This is a genomic window from Olivibacter sp. SA151, from assembly GCF_054130995.1.
Genome location: NZ_CP096391.1, coordinates 2494764 through 2516892, shown reverse-complemented (window position 1 = coordinate 2516892; position 22129 = coordinate 2494764). Strand labels below are relative to the sequence as shown.

The window sequence follows — 22129 nt, the reverse complement described above, 5'->3', positions numbered from 1 at the left end:
TCAAAAATAGCTCAATCGACAACATAGGCACAACCGAAAACTTAACAAGTATTTTTAGGAGATCAGCTTCAATAGATCGCCTTCGCTTTTTACTTTTCCTTGCTCAACAAGTAGCTCGATTGCACGCGCAACTTCATTTCGTACTTCTTCTGTCAATCTACCGAAGCCCAGCGCTCTGCTAACAAGCGGGAAGAGTGCTTCCGGTACAATAGCAATGGAACGGTCAATTATTTGCAAAACAGCAAATGCTATCTCCTCGGGTGCGATATATTGAATCTTTTTTGATGTTGCAGGCAAATTAGTCCGATCTCTTACCGGCGGCTCATTTTGCTTGCCTCTCCACAAAAAATCACCTACGCGCCGGATGGTTCTTTTCTTTTCTGCTAAATGACTAGCTATCGTTAAAGTGTCTCGCATGCGTGCTCCTAATTTTGAAACGCCAACGGCATTTACAATGCGCCTAGCCATCTCTTCAAAGTGAATCGGTCCTTCAATTTTCACTATATATTCTACCCATTCAACAATCTCTTCAAGAGGATGCTGATGTAGGTTAAGACTCGATGACATCTTCGGTAATTCTGCGATTTCGTAGAGCTCAAAAGATGTAGAACTCGGTTCAACCACCTCTTCACGTATCAGGTCAGTAAACTCTTCTAGATACGTGGCTTCGGAAACATCTTCCATCAGGGACTTTCCTTGAGCTTCTTCAATAGCTTCCAGCAAAGCCTGCAATTCTCTAGCTGGATTTCTGTACCAGCTAACGCTCCACACGCGGTATAGGTTCCAACCCATATTGGTTAATACCTGTTCCCGCAAGCGATCCCGATCGCGTGCTGATCTTGCCTTCGCGTAGTTCTCGCCATCACATTGAATTCCAAGAATATAACGATCCGGATATTTTGAGTCAATCACCGCCAAATCCAGATAAAAGCCAGCTGTACCAACGTTTTTTCTTACATGATATCCCTTTTCTTCCAAACTGCTTTTTACGAGGTCTTCAAAAGGGGTTTTTGCTACAAGTTCGGACTCGTCCTTTGCTAAGAAATCTCCATGTTGCGCAAAGTGTAAAAAGCGCTTGAGCGTGTAGATTCCTCTTTTATTCGATCGATTTAAATCAATATCCTCCGCTGTAATATTGGTAAACACCTCACATCTCATCTTGGCGCGTGTGATTAACACATTCAGTCGCCGTTCGCCCCCATCGTTATTAAGCGGTCCAAAATTCATCAACAATTTGTCATCTTCACTGCGACCATAACCCACACTGATAAAAATCACATCCCGTTCATCTCCTTGAACATTCTCAAGGTTTTTTATAAAAAAGGGCTCGTTGGAGTGACTTTTAAAAAAACCTTCCATTTCAGGCTGCTTACGCCTCCTAATTTCCAAAGCCAGCTGGATAGCCTGCATTTGTGTTGAACTGAATGCAACGACGCCCAAAGTAAGATGAGCATGTTCTGCGGCATGCGACATAACCGCGTCGGCCACGGCTTCTGCCTCCAGCGGATTGGTACGGGTTTTTCCTCGATCATATAAGGCATTCGCTAAATAATGATATTTTAGGCCCATATGAAACGCTGAGCCGGGACTCGGAAAAACCACTAATTTGTTTTCGTAGAACTCTCGGTTCGACAAACCGATAAGTGCTTCATGTCGACTTCGATAGTGCCAACGTAGCATCGATTGGGATGCTCCCTGCCCTTCACATAATCCCAATATACTTTGCACATCTGCCGTAATATTCTCCTCTTCTTCCAAATCATTGTTCATTGTATCAAAGAAACTTGTCGGTGGCAGTTGCTTACTGTCTCCTACTACTACTAACTGTTTTGCACGCAGAATAGCTCCTATAGCTTCAACAGGACGCACCTGGCTCGCCTCGTCAAAAATTACCAAATCAAAATCTACACTTGACGGCGGTAAAAAATTAGCAATCGAAAGCGGACTCATCATGAACACGGGTTTAATCGCCTGAATTGCCAGGCCAGCTTCTTGCATAAGCCGCCTAATAGGCATATGCCGCGCCTTTTTATTGAACTCGGTTCGTAAGACATTTACTTGCCCACCGGCCTCCTGCCTTGGAATATCTTCCCAATGTTTTAAGGCTACCAAGGCCCTATGGTATTGTTGATTCAGCAAGTCGAGCTTCTTGAACTTCGATAAAGTTTCCTCATGACTGTTTTTTTCAAACTTTCGCAAGGCAGGTTCATTGAACATGACCTGTTCAATAAGCAACTCGTACCAAGTTTTTTGTAGTGCTGTTTTAAGATGATCCTTTGCCTCCGGCCAAAATTGAGCAACAACAGTAATGCGCTCCAAGTCGAGTTCTTCTGCTTGTTGCGTTAAATTATTCCACGCAATTGCATCGTTGATCTCAACGAAGTTGTTATTCCATCTATTTAAAAGATCCAACTGAATGGAAAAATCTTCGGCCAATAAGCCCTTCTCAAACTTTTTTTGGTCATCATAGGCAAGTCGCTCCAAAACCTCCCGCAACTTTCTATGCTGCTGTTCCAATAAATCTGTTAGAACCTTTACGTTATTTTGAGCAACTGACGGTTCATTGTAGCGATTTAAATAAGAAAGCAAACAAGCAGGGTACTTTTCTTCTAACACGTCTTGATGTACTTGTGATAAAAAAACAGCAATGCGTGTCATGGTAACGAAATCTGATTTCTCTCGTTTCCAAGTTGTTCCAAAAAGCTTCTCTGCTAAGTCCTGATATTCCAATAAACTCTTTCTTAAGCGTTTTACTTCCAGTATCGCATTGACGTAATTTAATCGTGTGTTTATGTCGTCGGGAAGTGTTGTCCGACAGATGACAGCAAGCTGTTTCGTACTTTTTCTGTAGTCACTGATCAAAAAGCGATACCATTTCCTTCCATGGCTCATCAAACACTGTCTGATCGCTAAAACTTCTTGCTCCCAGGCTTCAGGTAATAATACCGACTCATATTGTCGATAAATTGCTGATAGCCTTTCGCCGGCCTCTATAAATTCGCGGATGTCTTCCTGCTCGGTGATCCATTTTTTTGATAATACGTCTACATTGTCCAATTGGGGCGCTTTACCTGCAATATCAAAAAGAGCAATGAGCAAACGGATGTCATCCGTATTTTTTGGAGCCCTTAGGACCTTCATATCTTCACCTAAGCGTTGCCCTTGATACAAGAGATCTTCACTCGCTTTCTTACTTCCCTGCAGCAACGCGCGGATTTCGTCATGTTCATGTGGCAACAAAACCTCCAGGCCACTGCCCCAAAACAGTAATTCCGCCGGTATACCAATCTCCCGCAAACTTGCCTGAACGCGTTCAGCAAAGGCTTCGGCCTTTCGCATGCGTTCCGCATCCCAACTTTGCAAATCATCCAATGGTATTTTCGGCAACTTGAGGTTACCGATGGCATTCTGTATAGCCATTAGATGCCCAATAACTTTGTGCGGCGTCAACTCACTCTTTTCAACAAAGGTATTAATAGCTTGACAGTATGCGTTGAGCTCATCTTTATATTCGCTGAGCAGGCTGACCTCTCGCTCCAAGTGGGCAAGAGCAGGTCGTCCTAAATCCATTGTACGCCGCAACTCCTCATGTAGCTCTTTTTTATTGCTTTTATGACTATGCAACTCAATACAGGCATCACCGAGATTGATCATATCCAATCTCCTCTTCACCACTTCCAAAGCTGCTAGCTTCTCCGCTACAAACAAGACCTTCTTACCCTGTCCGATTGCATTAGCGATCATATTGGTGATGGTTTGCGATTTACCGGTTCCTGGAGGCCCCTGAATTATCATATTCTTTCCTTCATTAACAGCAAGCAGGGCGAGCAATTGCGAGCTATCAGCATCCATCACATGAAAAATCTTGGCCGCTTCCGGATACTTATCCAAGTCATGTTCCTCATTGGCTGTCGGCGCAGACTCCTTAAAACCGTCCGTAAACAGTGCCTGTAAAAGCGGTTGATCAGCAGGCTTATTTTCCGGTGGCCATTGATCGCTGTCGAGATCATGGTAGATCATAAATTTCCCAAATGAGAAAAATCCAAGCTCAATATGGTCTCGATCTATCTTCCAATTGGCCTGACTGCGAATAGATTTTTCAACGACATCGAAATAGGCATCCATACCAAAGTCTTCGATATCCCCCATATCCGGAATTACAACATGAAAATCAGACAGCATTTTCGCCTGTAACGATAAATTTGCACCAACCTCACCTCCTGAATACCGTAATCGAAAACGTTCTTGGGCACTGGATCGCTCGAGTGATACGGGTATTAAAACCAAGGGTGCATGACGAACTTCATCGGATTGATTGCCTTCAGTCCAATGAAGCATACCGAGAGCTAAATAAAGCGTGTTTACACCCTGTTCCTCAATACAGGTACGAGCGTAATAAAAAGTATTTAATAATTTAGTTTGTAAGCGACTAACCAGTTCGTCTGTTTGCAGCTTTGTATCTAAGTAGGCATTTTCCGGTACTTCCGCATGTAGTTCAGCCGGTAGAGACAAACCATTATTTCGGGCTTCCTTTTCGGGTAGGCCAATAAAGCTTAAGGCTTTTCCTTGCTTTACTAATACGTCATATATAGCGGTACTTTTTTCGTGAATAATATGTAAACCCTTACTTTTCGATACCCGATAGTTTAACAGCGGGTTGCGTAATCCTAAATCTAAAAGTTCTTTACGGGCAGATTCGAGGCGGGCTAAGACAGTTTCATTCATAACATCTTTTATTTCAGACGTGGGATAAGGCGATTAATCCCAAACACCATTTTCGGCTGTTAGAATCAATGGTTTTCCATCTGTAACGACAATGGTATGTTCATGTTGTACGGCATAGCCACCTTTATTGCCAACTAAAGTCCATCCGTCCGGCTGTTCAACGGCGAGGGTAGAATCAGTAGCTATAAAAGTTTCGATGGCTACCACCGAATTTTTCTTAAATCTTCTTCTATCAAAGCGATCTTTATAGTTTAGGATATTATCCGGTTCTTCGTGTAGGCTCTTCCCGATGCCATGTCCAGCTAAATTCTTTATAACTTTATAACCCTCCTTCTTTGCCTCTCTCTCCATTACTTCGCCAATATCAGCAATCCGGACACCACCTCTAATACGATTAATTGCCATTTGCAGAATACGCTTGGAAGTATGTATCAAATGCATTTTTTTATGAATATCCTTTCCCAATATAAAAGAGCTTCCATTGTCTGCCCAAAACCCATTCAACTCTGCCGATACATCAATATTCACTAAATCCCCTTCCTGAAGTACGCGTTCCGCAGAAGGGATACCATGAGCGACTTCGTTGTTGACACTAATACAGGTGCACCCAGGGAAACCATAACTCAGTGCCGGAGCTGACCTTGCACCGTATGTTTGCAAGATCTCAGCGCCAAAGTCATCTAATTCCTTCGTCGTCATCCCAGGCTTAGCATAGGTCTGCATTGCCTTCAATGTCGTTGCTACGATCTTGCCTATCTTCATCATCCCAACCAATTCTGATTCTTTACTTATTGACATATTATTTATTTAGTCATTCTAATTAAAGCTAAAAGCCTTGTTCTCTTGTTAACAAACTTAGAGAATTTACCGCTTATATACAATCGTGTGCCTCATCGTTCAGTCATTCGACGCGGCGCCATTGAATTTTTAATCGTAAAAATTGCTTAAAAAATACAGAATTATTGAATATTAGTTGGAATTTAGCTGAGGAAGGGCTCAATCGCTCGAAGGGTAGGTGAAACAAAACAAGTATGCTCATTAATGACTTAACAATAAATTACTTGAAAATGAAAATAGGTCTAGCTGCAGATCATGCGGGCTTCGAGCAGAAGCAGCAACTGCTTAAACAACTAATTGAAAAAGGTTTTGATGTGACCGATTATGGTGCTACTAGTTACAATGCCACAGATGATTATCCGGATGTTATTAAGCCGTTGGGCCTCGCTTTGGCAAAGGGCGAGGTAACAAGAGGTATTGCCATCTGCGGAAGCGGTGTAGGTGTATCGGTTGCTGCCAATAAAATTCCCGGGGTGCGGGCGGCGCTTGTAACCGAGACTTATTCTGCACACCAAGGTGTAGAACATGATGATATGAACCTGCTCTGTCTAGGGGGAAGAGTAATCGGGCCCCAACTGATATGGGAACTGGTAGAAACTTTTTTAAAGGCCCGGTATATTGGAGAGGAACGCTTCCAACGTCGCCTTGATAAAATAATTGCATTAGAACAACAGTTTGCAACGTTTAAAAATATAGATTAGCACAAAAACAGATTCAGAAGACTCAATAATAAAATTATACTATATGGAATCATTCGATTTTGGCATTGTAGGCCTAGGTGTTATGGGCAGAAACCTACTACTCAATATGGCTGACCATCAATTTGCCGTGGCGGGGTTAGACTTAGATGCGGCAAAAGCCAATTCATTGGAAAGCGAAGCGGATACAGGGCAGCGTGTAAAAGGCACTACCGCTCCTGAGGAATTTGTTAAACTCATTAAACGTCCGCGTGCTATTATGCTACTTGTTCCTGCGGGCAATCCGGTAGACGCCGCGATTGAAACGCTTCTTCCCTATCTCGAAGAAGGCGACATCGTCATCGATGGCGGAAACACCTATTTTCCGGATACGGACAGGCGGGTTGCCAGCCTTGCAGAAAAAAAAATACATTTCTTCGGTATGGGAATTTCCGGTGGCGAAAAAGGTGCGCGTTTCGGTCCTAGTATGATGCCGGGTGGCGATAAAAAAGCCTACGAGCGTCTTCGCCCAATATTCGAAGCAATTGCCGCTAAAGTAGATGGCGAACCTTGTGTGGCTTATCTCGGCAATGGTTCGGCAGGTAATTATGTTAAAATGGTGCATAATGGTATAGAATACGGCATCATGCAGCTCATTGCCGAAACGTACGATTTACTAAAAAGAGGATACGCTTTTGATGATGAAACCCTCCAGCAGACTTTCGAAGAATGGAATCAAGGCGAACTTCAGTCATTCTTGATTGAGATAACAGGTGAAGTCTTGAAAAAATATGATGATGAAACCGGCCAGCGATTGATTAATCTGATCTCCGATCGTGCACGCGCCAAAGGTACAGGAAAATGGACCTCACAAAATGCGATGGATCTACAAGTCCCCATCCCATCCATCGACGTGGCTGTGAATATGCGTGACATATCCATTTATAAAGAAGAACGTATACAGGCGGCCGAGCAACTTACCTGGGATTATACGGTTGGTTCTATTGACGCCAATGAAAAGTCGGCCCTGCAAGAAAAAGTAAAGAATGCATTTTATTTTGCTATGATTACCATTTATGCACAAGGCCTGGCGCAACTCCATGTAGCCTCCAAAACATATGATTATGGTTTAAACCTAGAAGAGGTTGCCAAAATATGGCGCGGCGGTTGTATTATTAGGGCCCTGTGTCTAGAAGATTTTCGTCAAGCTTACAAACGTACGGCTTCGCTACCTAATATTTTGTTAGACAAAGAAATTGGTCGTAAACTAGTAGATAGACAGGCTGATTTACGAGCGATTGTGAAGGAAGCAGTTGACAAAGGCATTCCGGTTCCAGCTTTTATGTCGTCTTTAGCCTATTTCGATGCTTACAGAAGCGCTACGCTTCCGACGAATCTGATTCAAGCGCAACGCGACTACTTTGGTGCTCATCTTTACGAACGCACCGACAAGCCAGGTACATTTCATACACAATGGGACTAAGAGGTTAATCATAGCAGTATCCATTTTTTATATGTTTTAAACCATCTAAAAGAGATCTGCCATAATTACTAGTTCGACAGAAAACAAAAAAGAAAAGAACAAGAACATGAAAACAGGTAAAAAGGCAACTCCTACCATTATCGTAATTTTTGGAGGAACCGGCGATTTAGCTAAAAGAAAATTAATTCCCGCATTCTATAATTTATATTTAGACGGTTGGATGCCTGAAAAGTTCGCCATTATCGGATTGGGAAGGACCGAGTTAGATGATGAACAATATAATAATCATTTGCATGAAGGGCTGATCGAATTTTCACGAAAAGGCAAACCGGATGAAGCACAATGGGCTAGCTTTAAAAAAAATGTCTCCTATTTTAAATCAAATATCAACAATACCGGTGATTATTCCGTATTGGCCGAAAAGCTAGATAAAATTGATGCTGAGTGGGGCATGCGAGCCAACCGCCTATTTTACTTGTCGGTAGCGCCTCAATTTATTGAAGCGGTAACCGTCAACCTGCATGACAGCAAACTGGCATCAGAACCCGTTTCCGATCGGATTATTATAGAGAAACCATTTGGTCATAACAAAGAAACCGCGATTGAGTTAAATAATTTATTAACACGTACGTTTCAGGAAGAACAAATCTATCGAATTGATCACTATCTTGGTAAAGAAACCGTACAGAATATTTTGGCTTTCCGCTTTGCGAATGCGTTATTTGAACCCCTGTGGAATCGAAATTATATTGACTCCGTACAGATCACCGTAGCTGAACAGGTAGGTGTCGAAGAGCGTGGGGGGTATTATGAGGGTTCCGGTGCTTTACGTGATATGATCCAAAATCACTTACTCCAAATTCTTTGTATGGTGGCTATGGAAGCGCCGGTTTCGTTTCAAGCAGAAGAAATAAGAAATCGAAAAGTAGATGTGTTAAGAGCTGTCAGACGAATTAAACCGGAGGATGTACATCGTTACGCCGTTCGAGGTCAATACGATGCGGGGTGGATACAAGGAAAAAAAGTTCCGGGGTATCGGGAAGAGCCGGAGGTGTCTCCAAAATCTAACACAGAGACTTACGTCGCCATTAAATTTTACCTAGATAATTGGCGTTGGCAAGGAGTGCCATTTTATTTACGAACGGGTAAAAGGATGCAAGAAAAAACGTCTTCCATCACCATACAATTCCGGCCCGTTCCACACTCCACTTTCCCTGAAAGTCAATCGGATAGCCTTATGCCTAATCGACTGACAATTAACATACAACCTCAGATGGATATCCGCCTGCGTTTCATGGCTAAAAAGACCGGATTAGAAATGAACCTTAACCCGGCAGAAATGATATTCGACTACGACACCTGCTCAACCCAAACACCCGAAGCTTATGAAACCTTGCTTTTGGACGCTATGCGCGGGGACACAACGTTGTTTATGCGATCCGATCAGGTAGAAGAAGCATGGGATGTAATTATGCCAATATTGGACACTTGGGAATCCAGAGAATCGCTTGATTTTCCAAATTACGCGGCCGGTACTTGGGGACCCGAAAATGCCGAGGCATTAATTGCCCGCGATGGGCATGTATGGGCAACAAACCTCCACCCGAAAGAACACCACTAAAAATTTCAAGATGATTAACGTTTTCAAAGATATTGATACACTGAGCAAAAGTGCAACTGAGCATTTTGTACAAATCGCCCAACATGCAATCGAGTCAAGCGGTCGCTTTTCCGTAGCGCTAACGGGAGGGAGCTCTCCTATTCAGCTCTATCACTTACTTGCTGAACAGCCCTATGTAGAACAAATCGATTGGACGAAAGTATTTGTTTTCTGGGGAGATGAGCGGTGGGTACCGTTAACCGACGACAAGAGCAATGCAAAAATGGCATTTGAAACGCTGTTAGACCATGTTCCCATTCCAAAAAATCAAATTTTCCCGATGTGGAAGGCGAATACTACACCGGAGGTTTATGCATTGGAATATGAACAACTATTACAAACGCATTTTGGTACGAATCCACAATTTGACCTGATATTATTGGGCATGGGAGAAGATGGGCATACGGCTTCTTTATTTCCGAACACGGCCGTTTTAAAAGAGAAAAAAAAATGGGTCGAGGCCTACTACTTGGAACCGCAACAGATGTATCGCATTACATTAACAGCCCCTCTTATTAATCAAGCGAAAGTTATTGCTTTTATTACTTACGGAAAAGGTAAAGCAAAAGCACTTTATGAAGTCTTACACGGGGAGCCGAATCCAAGCCAGTATCCATCGCAGTTGATTAGACCGGATCAGGGTGAGGTTTACTGGTTCGTAGATGAGGCCGCCGCAAATCGAGTGAGATAACCTGGAAGAATTGTATCGCAGAAAGATGAAATATATAACGAGCGGTATCTTTTTCCTCTTCTTAACTACTATTGCCATTTGTCAAACATGGGTAACGGGCAAAGTCATTCGGATTGCGGACGGGGATACCATTACCCTTTTAGATGAAAATAAACAACAACTGAAAATCCGTTTATATGGTATTGATTGCCCTGAACGCCGTCAAGACTATGGTATGATAGCGAGGCAGTTTACAGCCGACCGTTGCTTTCGGCAATTGATAAGAGTCGAAATAAAACAAACGGATCGTTATGGTCGTAAAGTCGGTATCGTTATCCTACCAAATGGAAAAAATTTAAATAAAGAGTTGCTGAAAGCAGGACTTGCATGGCACTATCTTAGCTTTGATCATTCAAAAGAATTTGCTGATCTTGAAAGAAACGCAAAGCAAAAAAGAAGAGGCTTATGGCGCATGAACAAGCCGGTTGCTCCCTGGTTATATAGGAAGCATGCAGCCTGATTTTATGAAGCTGTCGATCAATGATCGGCAGCTTTTATTTTTCCTATTCTTTGTTTTTCACTCGTTCCTCCAACCTCTTAGGTGCAATATTGCAATAGGCCGTTATTACCGCGTCTTTGAAAAGCTCCTCTTCAACGTGATCAAGCAGTAGAAAGGTCCATCCCCGCTTACCCCATTTATTTGGCACTGGATAAATACCGGATTTGTTAAATGAGGAAAAAACATATTGATCGATTTCCGAAAGTTTAACGCATGCGCTGTTTTCGAATTCAGAAAGTGTAGCGAAAATCCTTTTATTAACTACAAAAGATGCTTTATCAAAGTGTGCTCGTTCCATTACTTCAGGAAGTGATAAAGCTAATTCTCTGAATTGACGGATAGTAACCATAATGAGGAATCTTAAGATGTTAAATAAATTTACTCAAAACAGATTAGATATACAAAACAATTGTGACATCATTAAAATTCAGTGCTAATTATATAATTCCATTCATTGACCGTATCTTATCCAATTCAGGCACTGGAGATGACTACACTTCGCAATTAGTTAGTAAAAAGTGCGATAAAATACGAAGATTATTTTTTAAGTTTGTTCATATTGATAGACAAAAACCCATTGCCGTTAACTTCCTACTGATCCATTTAAGAAAGATAAGGTGACGGCTATCAACATTGTAAACACTCAACTTATAAACAACATGGCAAAATATTCAATTCTGGTAAACGATAAAACCTACGAGGTGGATGTAATGGACGACATGCCGCTTTTATGGGTTTTAAGAGATGTACTGGGTATGCGGGGAACAAAATTTGGATGTGGCAAAGCACTGTGCGGTGCCTGCACGGTCAATTTAGATGACACCGCTATTCGATCATGCAGCTTCCCTATATCAGCAGTTGGAAAGGGAAAAATCACCACCATCGAGGGAATTTCGGATCATGGTGATCACCCTGTTCAAAAGGCTTGGGAGCAGTATGTTGTACCGCAATGCGGTTATTGTCAAACTGGCCAGATCATGAATGCGGTAGCGCTGTTAAAAAGTAATCCCCACCCTTCGGAGCAGGAAATCGAACAAGCAATGCAAGGTAACTTATGTCGATGTGGTACATATAATCGCATAAAAACAGCTATTTTAAGTATCGCCGGCGCATAGTTTTTATTATCAACCAAGGCAATCAACAATATGAACATACCTACATTCGATAAAAAAGAGCTGAAGAACGTAAGTTCGCAAATCTTTAAAGCATCAAGAAGAGATTTTCTAAAAATAGGCGGTATGCTTGCGGGCAGTTTCGCCCTCGGCGTTAGTTTTTTCAGCTGCAATGAGAAAGGAGAAAAGATCAGTTCCCTTGCTCCCAATGTGTACCTACAGATTACATCTAAAGGAGAAGTGATCATTATTGCCCATCGTTCTGAAATGGGACAAGGTATACGCACCTCACTTCCCCTTATTGTAGCAGACGAGCTAGGGGCCGATTGGCATAAAGTTCGCATTGTACAAGCAGAGGGGGATGAAAAGAAGTATGGAAGCCAGAACACCGACGGTTCCTTTTCTGTGAGAATGTTTTACAAACCTATGCGCGAGGCCGGTGCAGTTGCCAAATTATTGCTAATTCAAGCGGCAGTTAAGCAGTGGCAAGTCCCCATTGAGGAATGCGATACCGCTAAAAATCAAGTTGTACACAAAGCCTCCGGTAAAGCAATTGATTTTGGAGAATTAATAGAATCTGCTAAAAACTTACCTATTCCCCGCATACAAGACATTAAACTAAAGGAAAGACAGCAATTCACGTTGATCGGTAAAGCAACACCCATCATAGACCTACACGAAATCGTTAGTGGTACGGCCGTTTTTGGCATCGACGCCGTTGTCGATAATATGAAAATAGCGGTGATTAAACGCTGTCCTGTGCTAGGTGGTAAAGTAAAATCATATGACGACAAAAAAGCACTGGCTGTGCCGGGCGTACTAAAAGTTATCCCTATTAAAGGAGGGGATATTCCGCCTACGATTGAAAAACCCTTAAGTGGTGTAGCCGTAATTGCAGAGAATACCTGGGCAGCTATTAAAGCGCGGGATCTTTTGGACGTAACTTGGGATTTAGGAGAACATGCTACATACAACTCCGCGCAACAATTAGAGGAACTGAGTAAAGAGGTTTTGAAAAAAGGTACACTCAGAAGAAATCGCGGTAACTTTGATCAAGCAAAAGCACAGGCTAAAAAAGTCATTGAACATACCTATATAGCTCCTTATTTAGCACATGGAACCATCGAACCCCCTAATGCTTTAGCAGTGGTAAAAGACGGGAAATGCGAAGTTTGGGCCCCAACACAACATCCACAGGGAGCCAGAGACGCCATCGCTCAATTTCTAGGAATTTCCGCGGAAAATGTAAAAGTCAACGTAACTCTATTGGGTGGCGGTTTTGGAAGGAAATCGAAACCCGATTTTATCGTAGAGGCGGCCTTGTTAGCTAAAGAATCCGGTTTCCCGATTAAAGTGCAATGGACGCGTGAAGACGATTTGCATCACGATTTCTTTCATGCACTGAGTGTGCAGCGAATTACCGCCACTATTGATCAGAACAATCAAATAAGCGGCTGGAACCATCATATAGCCTACCCCTCTATTAGCGCTACTTTTGATGCGTCGGTATTACAACCTGCCGACGGTGAATTGGGCCAAGGAGCAAGCGACTTTCCTTACAATGTACCTGCCGTCAGGGTGGAAACCCATGATGCAAAAGCACATTTAAGAATTGGATGGCTCCGTTCGGTACGGAATATTCCACAGGTTTTTGCCATTGCTACGATGTTGGATGAACTGGCTGAAGCGCGAGGAATAGACCCTGTTCAACAGGCACTATCTCTCCTGGGAGACGATCGTTCGATCACCTTTGATGAGGAGATGGTGAATGGAAAATATGGTAATTACGGAGAGGATATCAGTACCTATCCTTGGGAGACTGCGCGTATGAAAAAAGTCATAGAACGAGTCGCCAAAGAAGCAGGTTGGGGTAAAAAACTACCTGCGGGTTCGGGACTGGGTTTTGCAGCGCATAAAAGTTTTCTGACCTATGTTGCTTGTATAGTGGAAGTAAAAGTAGGTCCGGATAACAAAATCAATATTCCTCATGTGCATTATGCGGTAGATTGCGGTACGGCAGTCAATACGGATCGAATTAAATCACAATTTGAAGGGGGTGCGCAATTCTCTACGAGCATCGCCCTAAAAAGCGAAATCACCGTAGAAAATGGAGCCGTCGTACAAAACAACTTTGATGCTTATCAAATTGTACGCATGCCCGAGTCACCTCAACAGATTCATGTCCATATTGTGGACAGCGAAGCTAAACCAACCGGCGTTGGTGAACCTCCCGTACCGCCCTTTACGCCTGCTTTGTGCAACGCCATCTATGCTGCAACCGGAAAAAGGATTTACCGGTTACCTATTGATTTAAAAGAACAACGGAGCTATTAAAATATATCGTTATCTACCCTTCCGTTCCATTTGTGGAACGGAAGGGTTTCATATAGTGATTATAATAGCAATTAGCTATAAGCAGTAGGCCCTAAGCACCCACATGCGGCAAGCAGGCTCCATTATCAAATTGGCTAACCGACCTTAGGGAGCTCATGAGTACCGAAAAAAGCAAACACTTACGAATAATTGGCTAATTGGCTAATTAACTAATTGGCTAACCGACCGTAGGGAGCTCATGAGTGCCGAAAAAAGCGAACACTTACGAATAATTGGCTAATTAACTAATTGGCTAATTGGCTAATCAACTAGTTCCCTACTCTACTACTCAACTATTTTAAATCGGAGCACCGTAAAGGAGTAGGCAGGTAATTCATCTTTGAAGTTCTTCGTTACAGCTATCGGCGTACTTTTTGGTCTGAGCGCTTCATCTTCCGGATTCCCCGCTAAGCTGATTTTTAAGGCATCAGTTGAGATGTTGCCTAACGGTTCTAAATTCAAAGCCACCCGTGTACTAACCGGTAAAAGGTTAACTATTTTCACAATGGCATCTCCGGATTTTGTATCACGTACGACCGATATAGCCAAACGTTTTTTAACAGCCTCTTCGGTGTTAGACAAGCGAATTTGAGTCGGCAGATAAATATCACCGGCATGTTGCCCATATATCTGCTGTACAAAGTAACCGACCGTAGGTTTCACTTCGGTGTTATTAAAATAAATGAGATCGGGCTTCCATTGCGTATGATCTTCTTTAGCTAATAAAGGTGCGTAGGAAGCCATACTAACCACATCCCCATTACGCTCCAAGCTTGTTAAATGTATCGCCTCGGCGAGAGCCGTTTCCAGGTTACTAGGCCTACCCGGCAAATGAGCCGCGTATTCACCTAAGTATACCTTAGCCTTTGATCGGTCATACTTATCGTAATATGCTTGATTATGAATAAACCAACCCGGTGACTGGTAATAATGCTCATCCACCATAGGTACTTGAAGTTTATTAGCAATCAGCCAACCTTCCGTATAATCAGTACCTTCAAAACTTGGCCCAACCGTACCGATCACTGTTATTTCAGGATGTTTTTCGCGTACCCGGTTAAAGATCATGGTAAAACGTTCTTCAAAAATATCGGATATAAGATCTTCATTACCGATACCGATATATTTTAGATTGAATGGTTTTGGGTGGCCTGCCTCTGCGCGCTTTTTCCCCCAAACTGTATGCGTATCTCCGTTCGCATATTCAATCAAATCCAGCACCTCCTGTATATAGGCTTCCATCTCTGCCATCGGTACCCCGCCTTGCTGACCGGCACCGCCCGTGGATGAGTTTTGACAAGGCACACCCGCCGGAACTACCGGTACTGGCTCAGCCCCAATATCTTCACAAAACTGGAAATATTCGAAGTAACCAAGCCCGGCCGTTTGATGGTAATTCCATAAATTTCGTTGCGGTACCCGAGCTTCCAACGGACCAATTGTATTTTGCCAACGATACATATTTCCCAAACCATCTCCATGTGCGACACAGCCGCCTGGAAAACGAACAAACCGCGGATGTAGATCGGCTATGGTTTGCGCTAAGTCCGCACGCAAACCATTTTTCCGCCCTTTAAAAGTCTTCTCCGGAAATAGCGAAATCATGTCAAGCGCTATTTCCCCCGCCTCTTGTGGAATAATCTCCAGCGATGCTTTGGCCGCGTCTGCTTTCACTGAAATCGTCGCTTTATACTTTCTCCAATTACCTTTAATAGCCCGAATACGAGCTTCCCCTAATAGCTTACCATGCTCATCAGCTAAACGGATTAGAAGCGCTCTGGCTTTCTCTTGCGGGTTCCTCGCAAATAAAGAGACATTATAACGTTCTCCGGCTTTTAATGGAATGCCGTCGAAACCGGCATTGACCAAAGCAGTACCTGCCTTTTCAATATTTAAAATCGCATAATGTGCATTATTTGGGTGCAGGGGACTTACGCTATCAATTTTAAACGTTCCCTTCCCTCCTTTTAAAGACCATGCCTTATAACTATGCCAGCTGGTATCGCTGCCTTTTTTATCACTTAAGCGATATTCAAAATCTCGATTCTGCACTAATTCGGCATATAAACCGCCATCAGCCGCATAATTAATGTCCTCAAAAAAAACGCCCATTAGCAAATCACTGATTTTCTTTTTATTTTCCATGTCAATTTGCACCTCTACATCGATGGGTTTTAAAGAAGCGAATCGAATACCGTCTTCAGCCGTTTTCTCCGACCATAATTCCTGTTCATAGGCTGCTTGCTGTTGAGCATGCAGTAAACCTTTAATTACATTCCAAGACACTTTATGGACGGTTCCATTTTCCTCGCCATTTTCCAAACGTATAGTATGCCTATTATCAAACGTAGCTTTAGCAACTCGTTCTGGAGGTGTATAATTTTTAAAGTCAAGCGTACTACTTCTGTAATAAGTAGCATCGGCTCCCCCATTCGTACTCTTCCACTCCACTATAAATTTTCCATGCTCTTTATCAAAGGAAAGAGCGGGAAGCAAACAATTCTCTTTTTGCATCAAGATAGGATAAGATTGTCTTCTCCAATACACAAGATCTTTTGAAGTTACGTGCACAACAACACCGTCAGTTTCGTTGACCGACCAGACAGCATGCCATAAGCTATCAGGACCATAGAACAAAAAAGGTGTAAGCATCCGTTTCTGAGCTCCCCAAGTCCCATAATCGCAACGGACGTAACTGTACTCCGGTCCTATTGCATGCCACTTTTTGCGATCGATACTCCATGCGAAATGTAAGCCGTTCCGTCCTCCATTTTTTAGAGAAGCATAGGCAAAAATATAGGCGGAATCCGGTTCTTTCGTCATCTCAGCAGCACCTGCGCGCGTCAAGCTTAGTAACGTAGAGGCAATAAGTAATATCAAGTACTTTTTCATGAATTTGTATACGGTTTATTTGTTATTAGCTTTCAAACGAGGAATATTCACTTATTTCAACAACCTTATTTCTAAAATTTTTCCCGTAGCTTTTTTATTACATGCTTTGATTTTTACCTTTAATTTATCTTGATCCGTATCAGCGGCTTCTAGATTAAAGGTGGAAATATCAATTCCTTCTGCATCTGTCGTTCGAGACGTTACGGAAACTTTTTTATCATTTATCCATAGTTCATAGCAAGCGGTTGCATCATGTTCATGTTTAATGCTTATTTTTTTACTTTGTCGACCATTGTTAAGCATTTCATAACTAAACCATCCCCTTGCCGCACGCCAATGATAATCACCCAACACACCTGTATAGGAATCCTCTTGCTGCATATGATGATCTGACTCAGGTTGCTGTTCACCCGATACTACTACATCTATGGTTTGTCTATCTAGCTTTAACTGTGCTTCTTCGCGCTGACGTGCAACACCGGCAATACTATCTAATGACCGTTTGTCGGCCGTACGCCAATAAACGGTATAACGCGCATCATGTACCGAAAAGAAAGGCTGTAACGTTACTTTCGTTGCTTTGCCATTTTTATATAAGTGATCGAGTTCAAACAACAACTTATTCGCATCCAGAACTTTTGCGTACTTATTAAGTTCCCCACTTTCAGGTACAAGGATCGGATTGGCATCCATCGGAAGTAATGCTCCCGCAGCGATATGTCCCATTCGTTTGTCATCTGCAAAAAGCCCTTTTAAATCTTCCGTTCCATTTTTTGAAGCCAACACAATGGGACCGTAGGTATAAGAAACCCAAGGCTCGCCACTGGGCAGCAACTCCGCATTGATTTGCATAGGTAAATTAAAAGTAATAATCGATTGCCCTACCCATTTACGATTGATTTTCAAATATTCTTTATCTTCCTGATAGCTTATCTGCTTTCCGTTTACTAATAGGTTGATAGGTTGTTTTCCTAACCATTTTGGTTTACGAATAAACACGGAAAAGGTTTTTGGATTTGCCACCTCAATTGTTACACTGCTTTTCTGTTCATAGGGAAACCGTGTACGCTGCGTCAGCGATATGTCCTGTTCCTGCCATTTCAATGTAGACGGGATAAAGAGATTGATGTAGAGGTCCTGTCCACTATGCGTATAAATTAACTCACCATATTTACCGTGATTTTCTAAACCGCTACCCACACAGCACCAAAAACAAGCCTGCGCTTGCGAATACACTCTGTAGTGATTGGGACGCATTGGTGTGAAATATACAAAGCCGCCTTCCTTCGGATGCTGTGATGAAAGGATATGATTATAAGTTGCTCTTTCATAATAATCGATGAATTTGCGATCCGGCCCCTGTAAGAAAAGATCTTTGGAGAGCTTCATCATGTTATAGGTGTTACAGGTTTCCGGCCCCTCACGCGAGGATAGCATTTTTCCAAAGCTATTAAGTGCATGGAAGTGTTCACTTTCACTGTTCCCACCGATCGATACGGTACGATGTTCTACGACGGTCTCCCAAAAGAAACGAGCAGCATTCGCCCAGCTCATACTATCGGCCAGCGCCGCAATTTTTTCAAAGCCAATGACCTTCGGAATTTGCGTATTGGCGTGTAAGCCGGTCAGTTCATCCTTTCCAGCAATTAAGGGCTGCAATATGGCACGGTGCGAAAGTCGTTTAGCCATGGATAAGTATTTTTGATCACCACTTATCTGCGCTAAATCCGCAAAAACTTCATTAATTCCACCATGTTCCGAACGTAATATCGTTTGAATCTGTTCATCAGTAAGTCCACCGAAAACACTTAACCACCAATTTCCTAGCTTAAGAACCATTTGCCGGGCATGCTCATTGCCTGTATAACCATATGCATCAATTAAACCGGCAAAGAGCTTATGAATGTTATAAATGGGAACCCATTTTCCATTTAGAGAAAAAGATTGGGCCTCTATTTTCCCTCTTTTAATGTCGTTCCACATTTGCTTGCCTCCCGGTATACCGCCCACGTAGCCGTCCGAATCTTGATCCTGACAGCGTTTTAACTCGCTTAACATATAAGTAAGTCTATCCTGTACAGCTTGATTTTCTGTTGCTGCAGCCATAAGCGATAGTGCCGAAAGGTAATGCCCCCCTATATGGCCATCCAGGCCTGTGTTTTCCCAGTTACCATAACTAGAGGCTTTCGGCTCAAGCCCCGCCTCTCTTAAATAAGGAGCTAGCAAACGATCCGGGTTCAATGCCAATATATATCGGAGATCCGTTTCCTGCGCGTCCTTTAACGGGCCATCAGCTAATCGTATGGATGCTAAAGGAAACGACTCCATTTTAACTCTTTGAGCCAATGATCGCTGATTCATTCCAAGCCATAAGCTAATAAAGATCAAGAAAGAGGATACCAAGCACAGTGGGTTACTTCTCATTTGTATTAATTGGTTAGTAAATAAGTGTTATATTAACAATTATAATTCAAATATATTATTCCTATTCGATATATCAAATAAAAGCATGAAAAACACCGGATATTTACGCTTAATTCCCGCTGTATATGCAAGAATTTCGCTTTTAATATAAACACCTTTATCTACATGTTAAAGGCGAAACCGACCAACGGGAGTTCACCGAAGGTCATCAGGGATTTCGCCTTTAAAAAAGAACATTTATTTTAGTCAATTTTATTTACGTTTTATCTTGATGATTTTTTTTATTTCATCTCTCTTTACCTTGATGCAAAGAGAGGCAAACATCAAGGCTGCACATCCTTTCGCTAAAGATTTAGGCCCAATGTTGAATCCTGTGGAGCCGCTCCTTCCCGCCAGTCTTCCCCTTCGCTTCTTCACATGATTTTTTGTCCTCGGCTATCCTAAATCTTCTTCACGCTCATGCTGTGAGGCCGTTTTGCCCTACGCACTGTAGCCTGGTATCAGCACTGCCGTTCCGAAGTGCATCAATGGCCTAGTCTGTGGAGGCAGCAACCGGCAGTCAAAGATGCCCCTTCACCATTATCGTGCGAAGCAGGTGGTAATGAGTGAATCGACGAACGAAGGGCATGCCATTGCGCAAGAGGGTGGCTCCGATTCACGGATGGGCATCTGACCACGAGTTGCAACGGAATAGACAAGCCGAAGCACCTTGCCCCAATGGGCGCAGCAAGTGGGATGTATAAAATAAATGTTCTTTTAATAGAAACACCTTTATATATAAAAACGAAACCGATCAATAGGAGTTCACCGAAGGTAATTCCTAAGGTACAGTATTAAAATGCAGGTTTTTTAATGATTTTTAGTATATTCGTAGAACTTTTTTGAGATCCATTCACTTGCCTTTAACGGATATCCAATACAGCAAACACCTTCTTAATACCAAGTAGCTACCATCTTCTCCATGCAAACATTATTTGAGAAGACTATCTCCGCATTGAGTCCAGGTTTTTGCTATAAAAACCTGGACTCACCCTGGACTCAATGTGGACTCACCCTGGACTCACCTCGAAGAAAGTACCTCGCTTGTCTTATCTTGGTGTAGTATGATTACGGAGAAGCTTGTAATTAAGGTTGTTAGTTGCGACACCCCAAAGAAAATTGATTTAGGCTAAGACAAGATAGCATTTTTTAATAAGTTTTCTATTTATCAACCAATTTAAAATGACGGTCGGGAAACAAAGAGCTAATTTTTCTCATTAACATCTTCGGTAATAAACGGAGATGCCGGCAAACCGTCTTTATTATAAAAGTTTACATCAGGCACATTTGCCCAACCATAACGGGCCTGCTTTGGCTTTTTTACCCGATCGCTACTTAACACGATCGTAGTATCTTCGATTGAAGCCATCGCAGGGTAATATACGCCGTCGGCTCCGGCAAGTTCAAATCCCTTTAATTTCTCTTCTTGAGGAAGGCTTACCAGCCCTTTTCCAATATGCTTAAATGTTAAGTATAGTTTATCAGCTTTTATTTTGTACGCACTATACATAGGTCCCTGATACTCCTCCTTGCCATGGTAAGCGAGGGCATGGGCGGCAAGTGCCAAACGTTCACCTACAGGCTTCTTATTGGTCGGATGTATATCCATCGCATCTCCACAATCGGTAGTTACAATCAATGCCGTATTAGGTACATGTGCTACTACCATACGTTGCGCATCTCTTAATTCGGGCTTCATATCTTTATGTGGGGCAATCTGAACAATTAAAAAGGGAAAATCACCTTGATTAAAATCGGTGCGCCAATTTTTTATCATATTCGTGAGCACCATTTCATATTGCTCTGCCCGATTATTATTAGATTCTCCCTGATACCAAGCGACACCCTTAATGGCAAAGGGAAGCAGCGGATGGATCATGCCATTATATAAGCCCGAAACACACTGCCCCTTTGGATGATAGCCGACATTCATGGTTTCAACATAATTTTTAACCAACTCATTTAGTTCGGGATTACGCTCCAAAGCTGCCCTACTTGTCCAATCTTCAGCAGGTGTTCCGCCAAAGGCAGAAAATAAAATTCCTATGGGTACTTCAAGCTGCTTGTATAAATCCGCTGCGAAGAAATAGCCAACAGCGGAAAAGTCTACTACCGTGTTTGGACTGCATACCTTCCATTTTCCATCAACATCATCTTGTGGTGTTTCTGCATACTTCAGCGGCACATAAAATTGACGGATTAAGGGATAATTAGCCCGATCTCGCTCTGCTTCCCAACCAAGTATCGGCTTTTGCGGTGGACGTGGACCAAGCTGACGCTCCATATTAGATTGCCCACTGCAAAGCCACACCTCACCAATTAATACATCATGAATACGTATAGTATCTTCGGCAAAAACTTCCATGGTTAAGGGTTCCTTGGAAACAGCCATAGGTTTAAGCTTCACCATCCATTTGCCATTGGAAACCTTAGACGTCAACTGCTGTCCATTAAATCGCACGGTTACCTGTCCTTCGGTAGTTGACGAGCCCCAGACAGGGACTGTTACGCCCTGTTGAAGTAGCATGTGATCGCTAAAAAGGCTGTTGACCGAAATCTCCGCAAAAGTAAGTGAACAAAAAAAGCAACCGGACAGCAATAGGAACGTCCGTTGTAACATGCGTTTAGTAAGAATGTGTTTTAACATTTTTCAGATTGTATAAGAGGATAACAATCGA

At 42.6% G+C, this 22129-nt stretch carries 13 protein-coding genes; 7 read left to right on the top strand and 6 right to left on the bottom strand.

Features of this window, described 5'->3' with window-relative positions; translation table 11 throughout:
* Window positions 1-54: 54 nt before the first annotated feature.
* Together M1D52_RS10265 and map are read right to left on the bottom strand one after the other, a co-directional pair.
* On the bottom strand, window positions 55-4725 hold the full coding sequence (locus M1D52_RS10265; RefSeq protein ID WP_437392498.1) for a DUF3320 domain-containing protein: 4671 nt from the start codon (window positions 4723-4725) through the stop codon (window positions 55-57).
* A gap of 33 nt (window positions 4726-4758) precedes the next feature.
* The gene (map, locus tag M1D52_RS10260) at window positions 4759-5523 is read right to left on the bottom strand and encodes a type I methionyl aminopeptidase (protein WP_013667510.1); all 765 of its coding nucleotides are present in this window, start codon (window positions 5521-5523) and stop codon (window positions 4759-4761) included.
* 269 nt (window positions 5524-5792) lie between these two features.
* Between map and M1D52_RS10255 the strand changes: the two genes are divergently transcribed.
* The 5 genes from M1D52_RS10255 to M1D52_RS10235 all read left to right on the top strand — a co-directional run bounded on the left by M1D52_RS10255 (window position 5793) and on the right by M1D52_RS10235 (window position 10572).
* A complete protein-coding gene (locus M1D52_RS10255; RefSeq protein ID WP_437363542.1) occupies window positions 5793-6263 on the top strand; it encodes an RpiB/LacA/LacB family sugar-phosphate isomerase in 471 nt (156 codons plus the stop codon).
* A 43-nt stretch (window positions 6264-6306) separates the two neighbouring features.
* Window positions 6307-7722: an NADP-dependent phosphogluconate dehydrogenase gene (gndA, locus tag M1D52_RS10250; RefSeq protein WP_013667512.1), complete on the top strand. Its 1416-nt coding sequence runs from the start codon at window positions 6307-6309 to the stop codon at window positions 7720-7722.
* A 106-nt stretch (window positions 7723-7828) separates the two neighbouring features.
* A complete protein-coding gene (gene zwf, locus M1D52_RS10245) occupies window positions 7829-9343 on the top strand; it encodes a glucose-6-phosphate dehydrogenase (RefSeq protein ID WP_130855358.1) in 1515 nt (504 codons plus the stop codon).
* Window positions 9344-9353: 10 nt separating this feature from the next.
* Window positions 9354-10073, top strand: coding sequence for a 6-phosphogluconolactonase (gene pgl, locus M1D52_RS10240; protein WP_437392497.1), 720 nt, complete (start codon window positions 9354-9356; stop codon window positions 10071-10073).
* Between the two features lie 25 nt (window positions 10074-10098).
* Window positions 10099-10572, top strand: a complete 474-nt coding sequence (locus M1D52_RS10235; RefSeq protein ID WP_437392496.1) for a thermonuclease family protein — start codon at window positions 10099-10101, stop codon at window positions 10570-10572.
* 43 nt (window positions 10573-10615) lie between these two features.
* On the opposite strand, the gene M1D52_RS10230 is transcribed toward M1D52_RS10235, so the two are convergent.
* A complete protein-coding gene (locus tag M1D52_RS10230; RefSeq protein ID WP_377610535.1) occupies window positions 10616-10960 on the bottom strand; it encodes an MmcQ/YjbR family DNA-binding protein in 345 nt (114 codons plus the stop codon).
* A gap of 310 nt (window positions 10961-11270) precedes the next feature.
* On the opposite strand from M1D52_RS10230, the gene M1D52_RS10225 reads away from it, so the two are divergent.
* Both M1D52_RS10225 and M1D52_RS10220 read left to right on the top strand, forming a co-directional pair.
* Window positions 11271-11726 (top strand): (2Fe-2S)-binding protein, encoded by a 456-nt coding sequence (locus tag M1D52_RS10225; RefSeq protein WP_437363554.1) that lies wholly within the window; start codon window positions 11271-11273, stop codon window positions 11724-11726.
* 30 nt (window positions 11727-11756) lie between these two features.
* Window positions 11757-14057 (top strand): xanthine dehydrogenase family protein molybdopterin-binding subunit, encoded by a 2301-nt coding sequence (locus M1D52_RS10220; protein ID WP_437363556.1) that lies wholly within the window; start codon window positions 11757-11759, stop codon window positions 14055-14057.
* A gap of 324 nt (window positions 14058-14381) precedes the next feature.
* Here the strand turns inward: M1D52_RS10220 and M1D52_RS10215 are convergent, their stop codons facing one another.
* The 3 genes from M1D52_RS10215 to M1D52_RS10205 form a co-directional block, all read right to left on the bottom strand.
* Window positions 14382-16988: an alpha-L-arabinofuranosidase C-terminal domain-containing protein gene (locus M1D52_RS10215; protein WP_437392495.1), complete on the bottom strand. Its 2607-nt coding sequence runs from the start codon at window positions 16986-16988 to the stop codon at window positions 14382-14384.
* 51 nt (window positions 16989-17039) lie between these two features.
* Window positions 17040-19412, bottom strand: a complete 2373-nt coding sequence (locus tag M1D52_RS10210; RefSeq protein WP_437392494.1) for a beta-L-arabinofuranosidase domain-containing protein — start codon at window positions 19410-19412, stop codon at window positions 17040-17042.
* Window positions 19413-20655: 1243 nt separating this feature from the next.
* The gene (locus tag M1D52_RS10205; RefSeq protein WP_437392493.1) at window positions 20656-22098 is read right to left on the bottom strand and encodes a sialate O-acetylesterase; all 1443 of its coding nucleotides are present in this window, start codon (window positions 22096-22098) and stop codon (window positions 20656-20658) included.
* Between the last annotated feature and the right edge of the window lie 31 nt (window positions 22099-22129).

Coding starts and splice junctions, on each gene's coding strand:
- M1D52_RS10265 (WP_437392498.1), bottom strand. CDS start 4,725: ATGAATGAAACTGTCTTAGCCCGCCTCGAATCTGCCCGTAAAGAACTT.
- map (WP_013667510.1), bottom strand. CDS start 5,523: ATGTCAATAAGTAAAGAATCAGAATTGGTTGGGATGATGAAGATAGGC.
- M1D52_RS10255 (WP_437363542.1), top strand. CDS start 5,793: ATGAAAATAGGTCTAGCTGCAGATCATGCGGGCTTCGAGCAGAAGCAG.
- gndA (WP_013667512.1), top strand. CDS start 6,307: ATGGAATCATTCGATTTTGGCATTGTAGGCCTAGGTGTTATGGGCAGA.
- zwf (WP_130855358.1), top strand. CDS start 7,829: ATGAAAACAGGTAAAAAGGCAACTCCTACCATTATCGTAATTTTTGGA.
- pgl (WP_437392497.1), top strand. CDS start 9,354: ATGATTAACGTTTTCAAAGATATTGATACACTGAGCAAAAGTGCAACT.
- M1D52_RS10235 (WP_437392496.1), top strand. CDS start 10,099: ATGAAATATATAACGAGCGGTATCTTTTTCCTCTTCTTAACTACTATT.
- M1D52_RS10230 (WP_377610535.1), bottom strand. CDS start 10,960: ATGGTTACTATCCGTCAATTCAGAGAATTAGCTTTATCACTTCCTGAA.
- M1D52_RS10225 (WP_437363554.1), top strand. CDS start 11,271: ATGGCAAAATATTCAATTCTGGTAAACGATAAAACCTACGAGGTGGAT.
- M1D52_RS10220 (WP_437363556.1), top strand. CDS start 11,757: ATGAACATACCTACATTCGATAAAAAAGAGCTGAAGAACGTAAGTTCG.
- M1D52_RS10215 (WP_437392495.1), bottom strand. CDS start 16,988: ATGAAAAAGTACTTGATATTACTTATTGCCTCTACGTTACTAAGCTTG.
- M1D52_RS10210 (WP_437392494.1), bottom strand. CDS start 19,412: ATGAGAAGTAACCCACTGTGCTTGGTATCCTCTTTCTTGATCTTTATT.
- M1D52_RS10205 (WP_437392493.1), bottom strand. CDS start 22,098: ATGTTAAAACACATTCTTACTAAACGCATGTTACAACGGACGTTCCTA.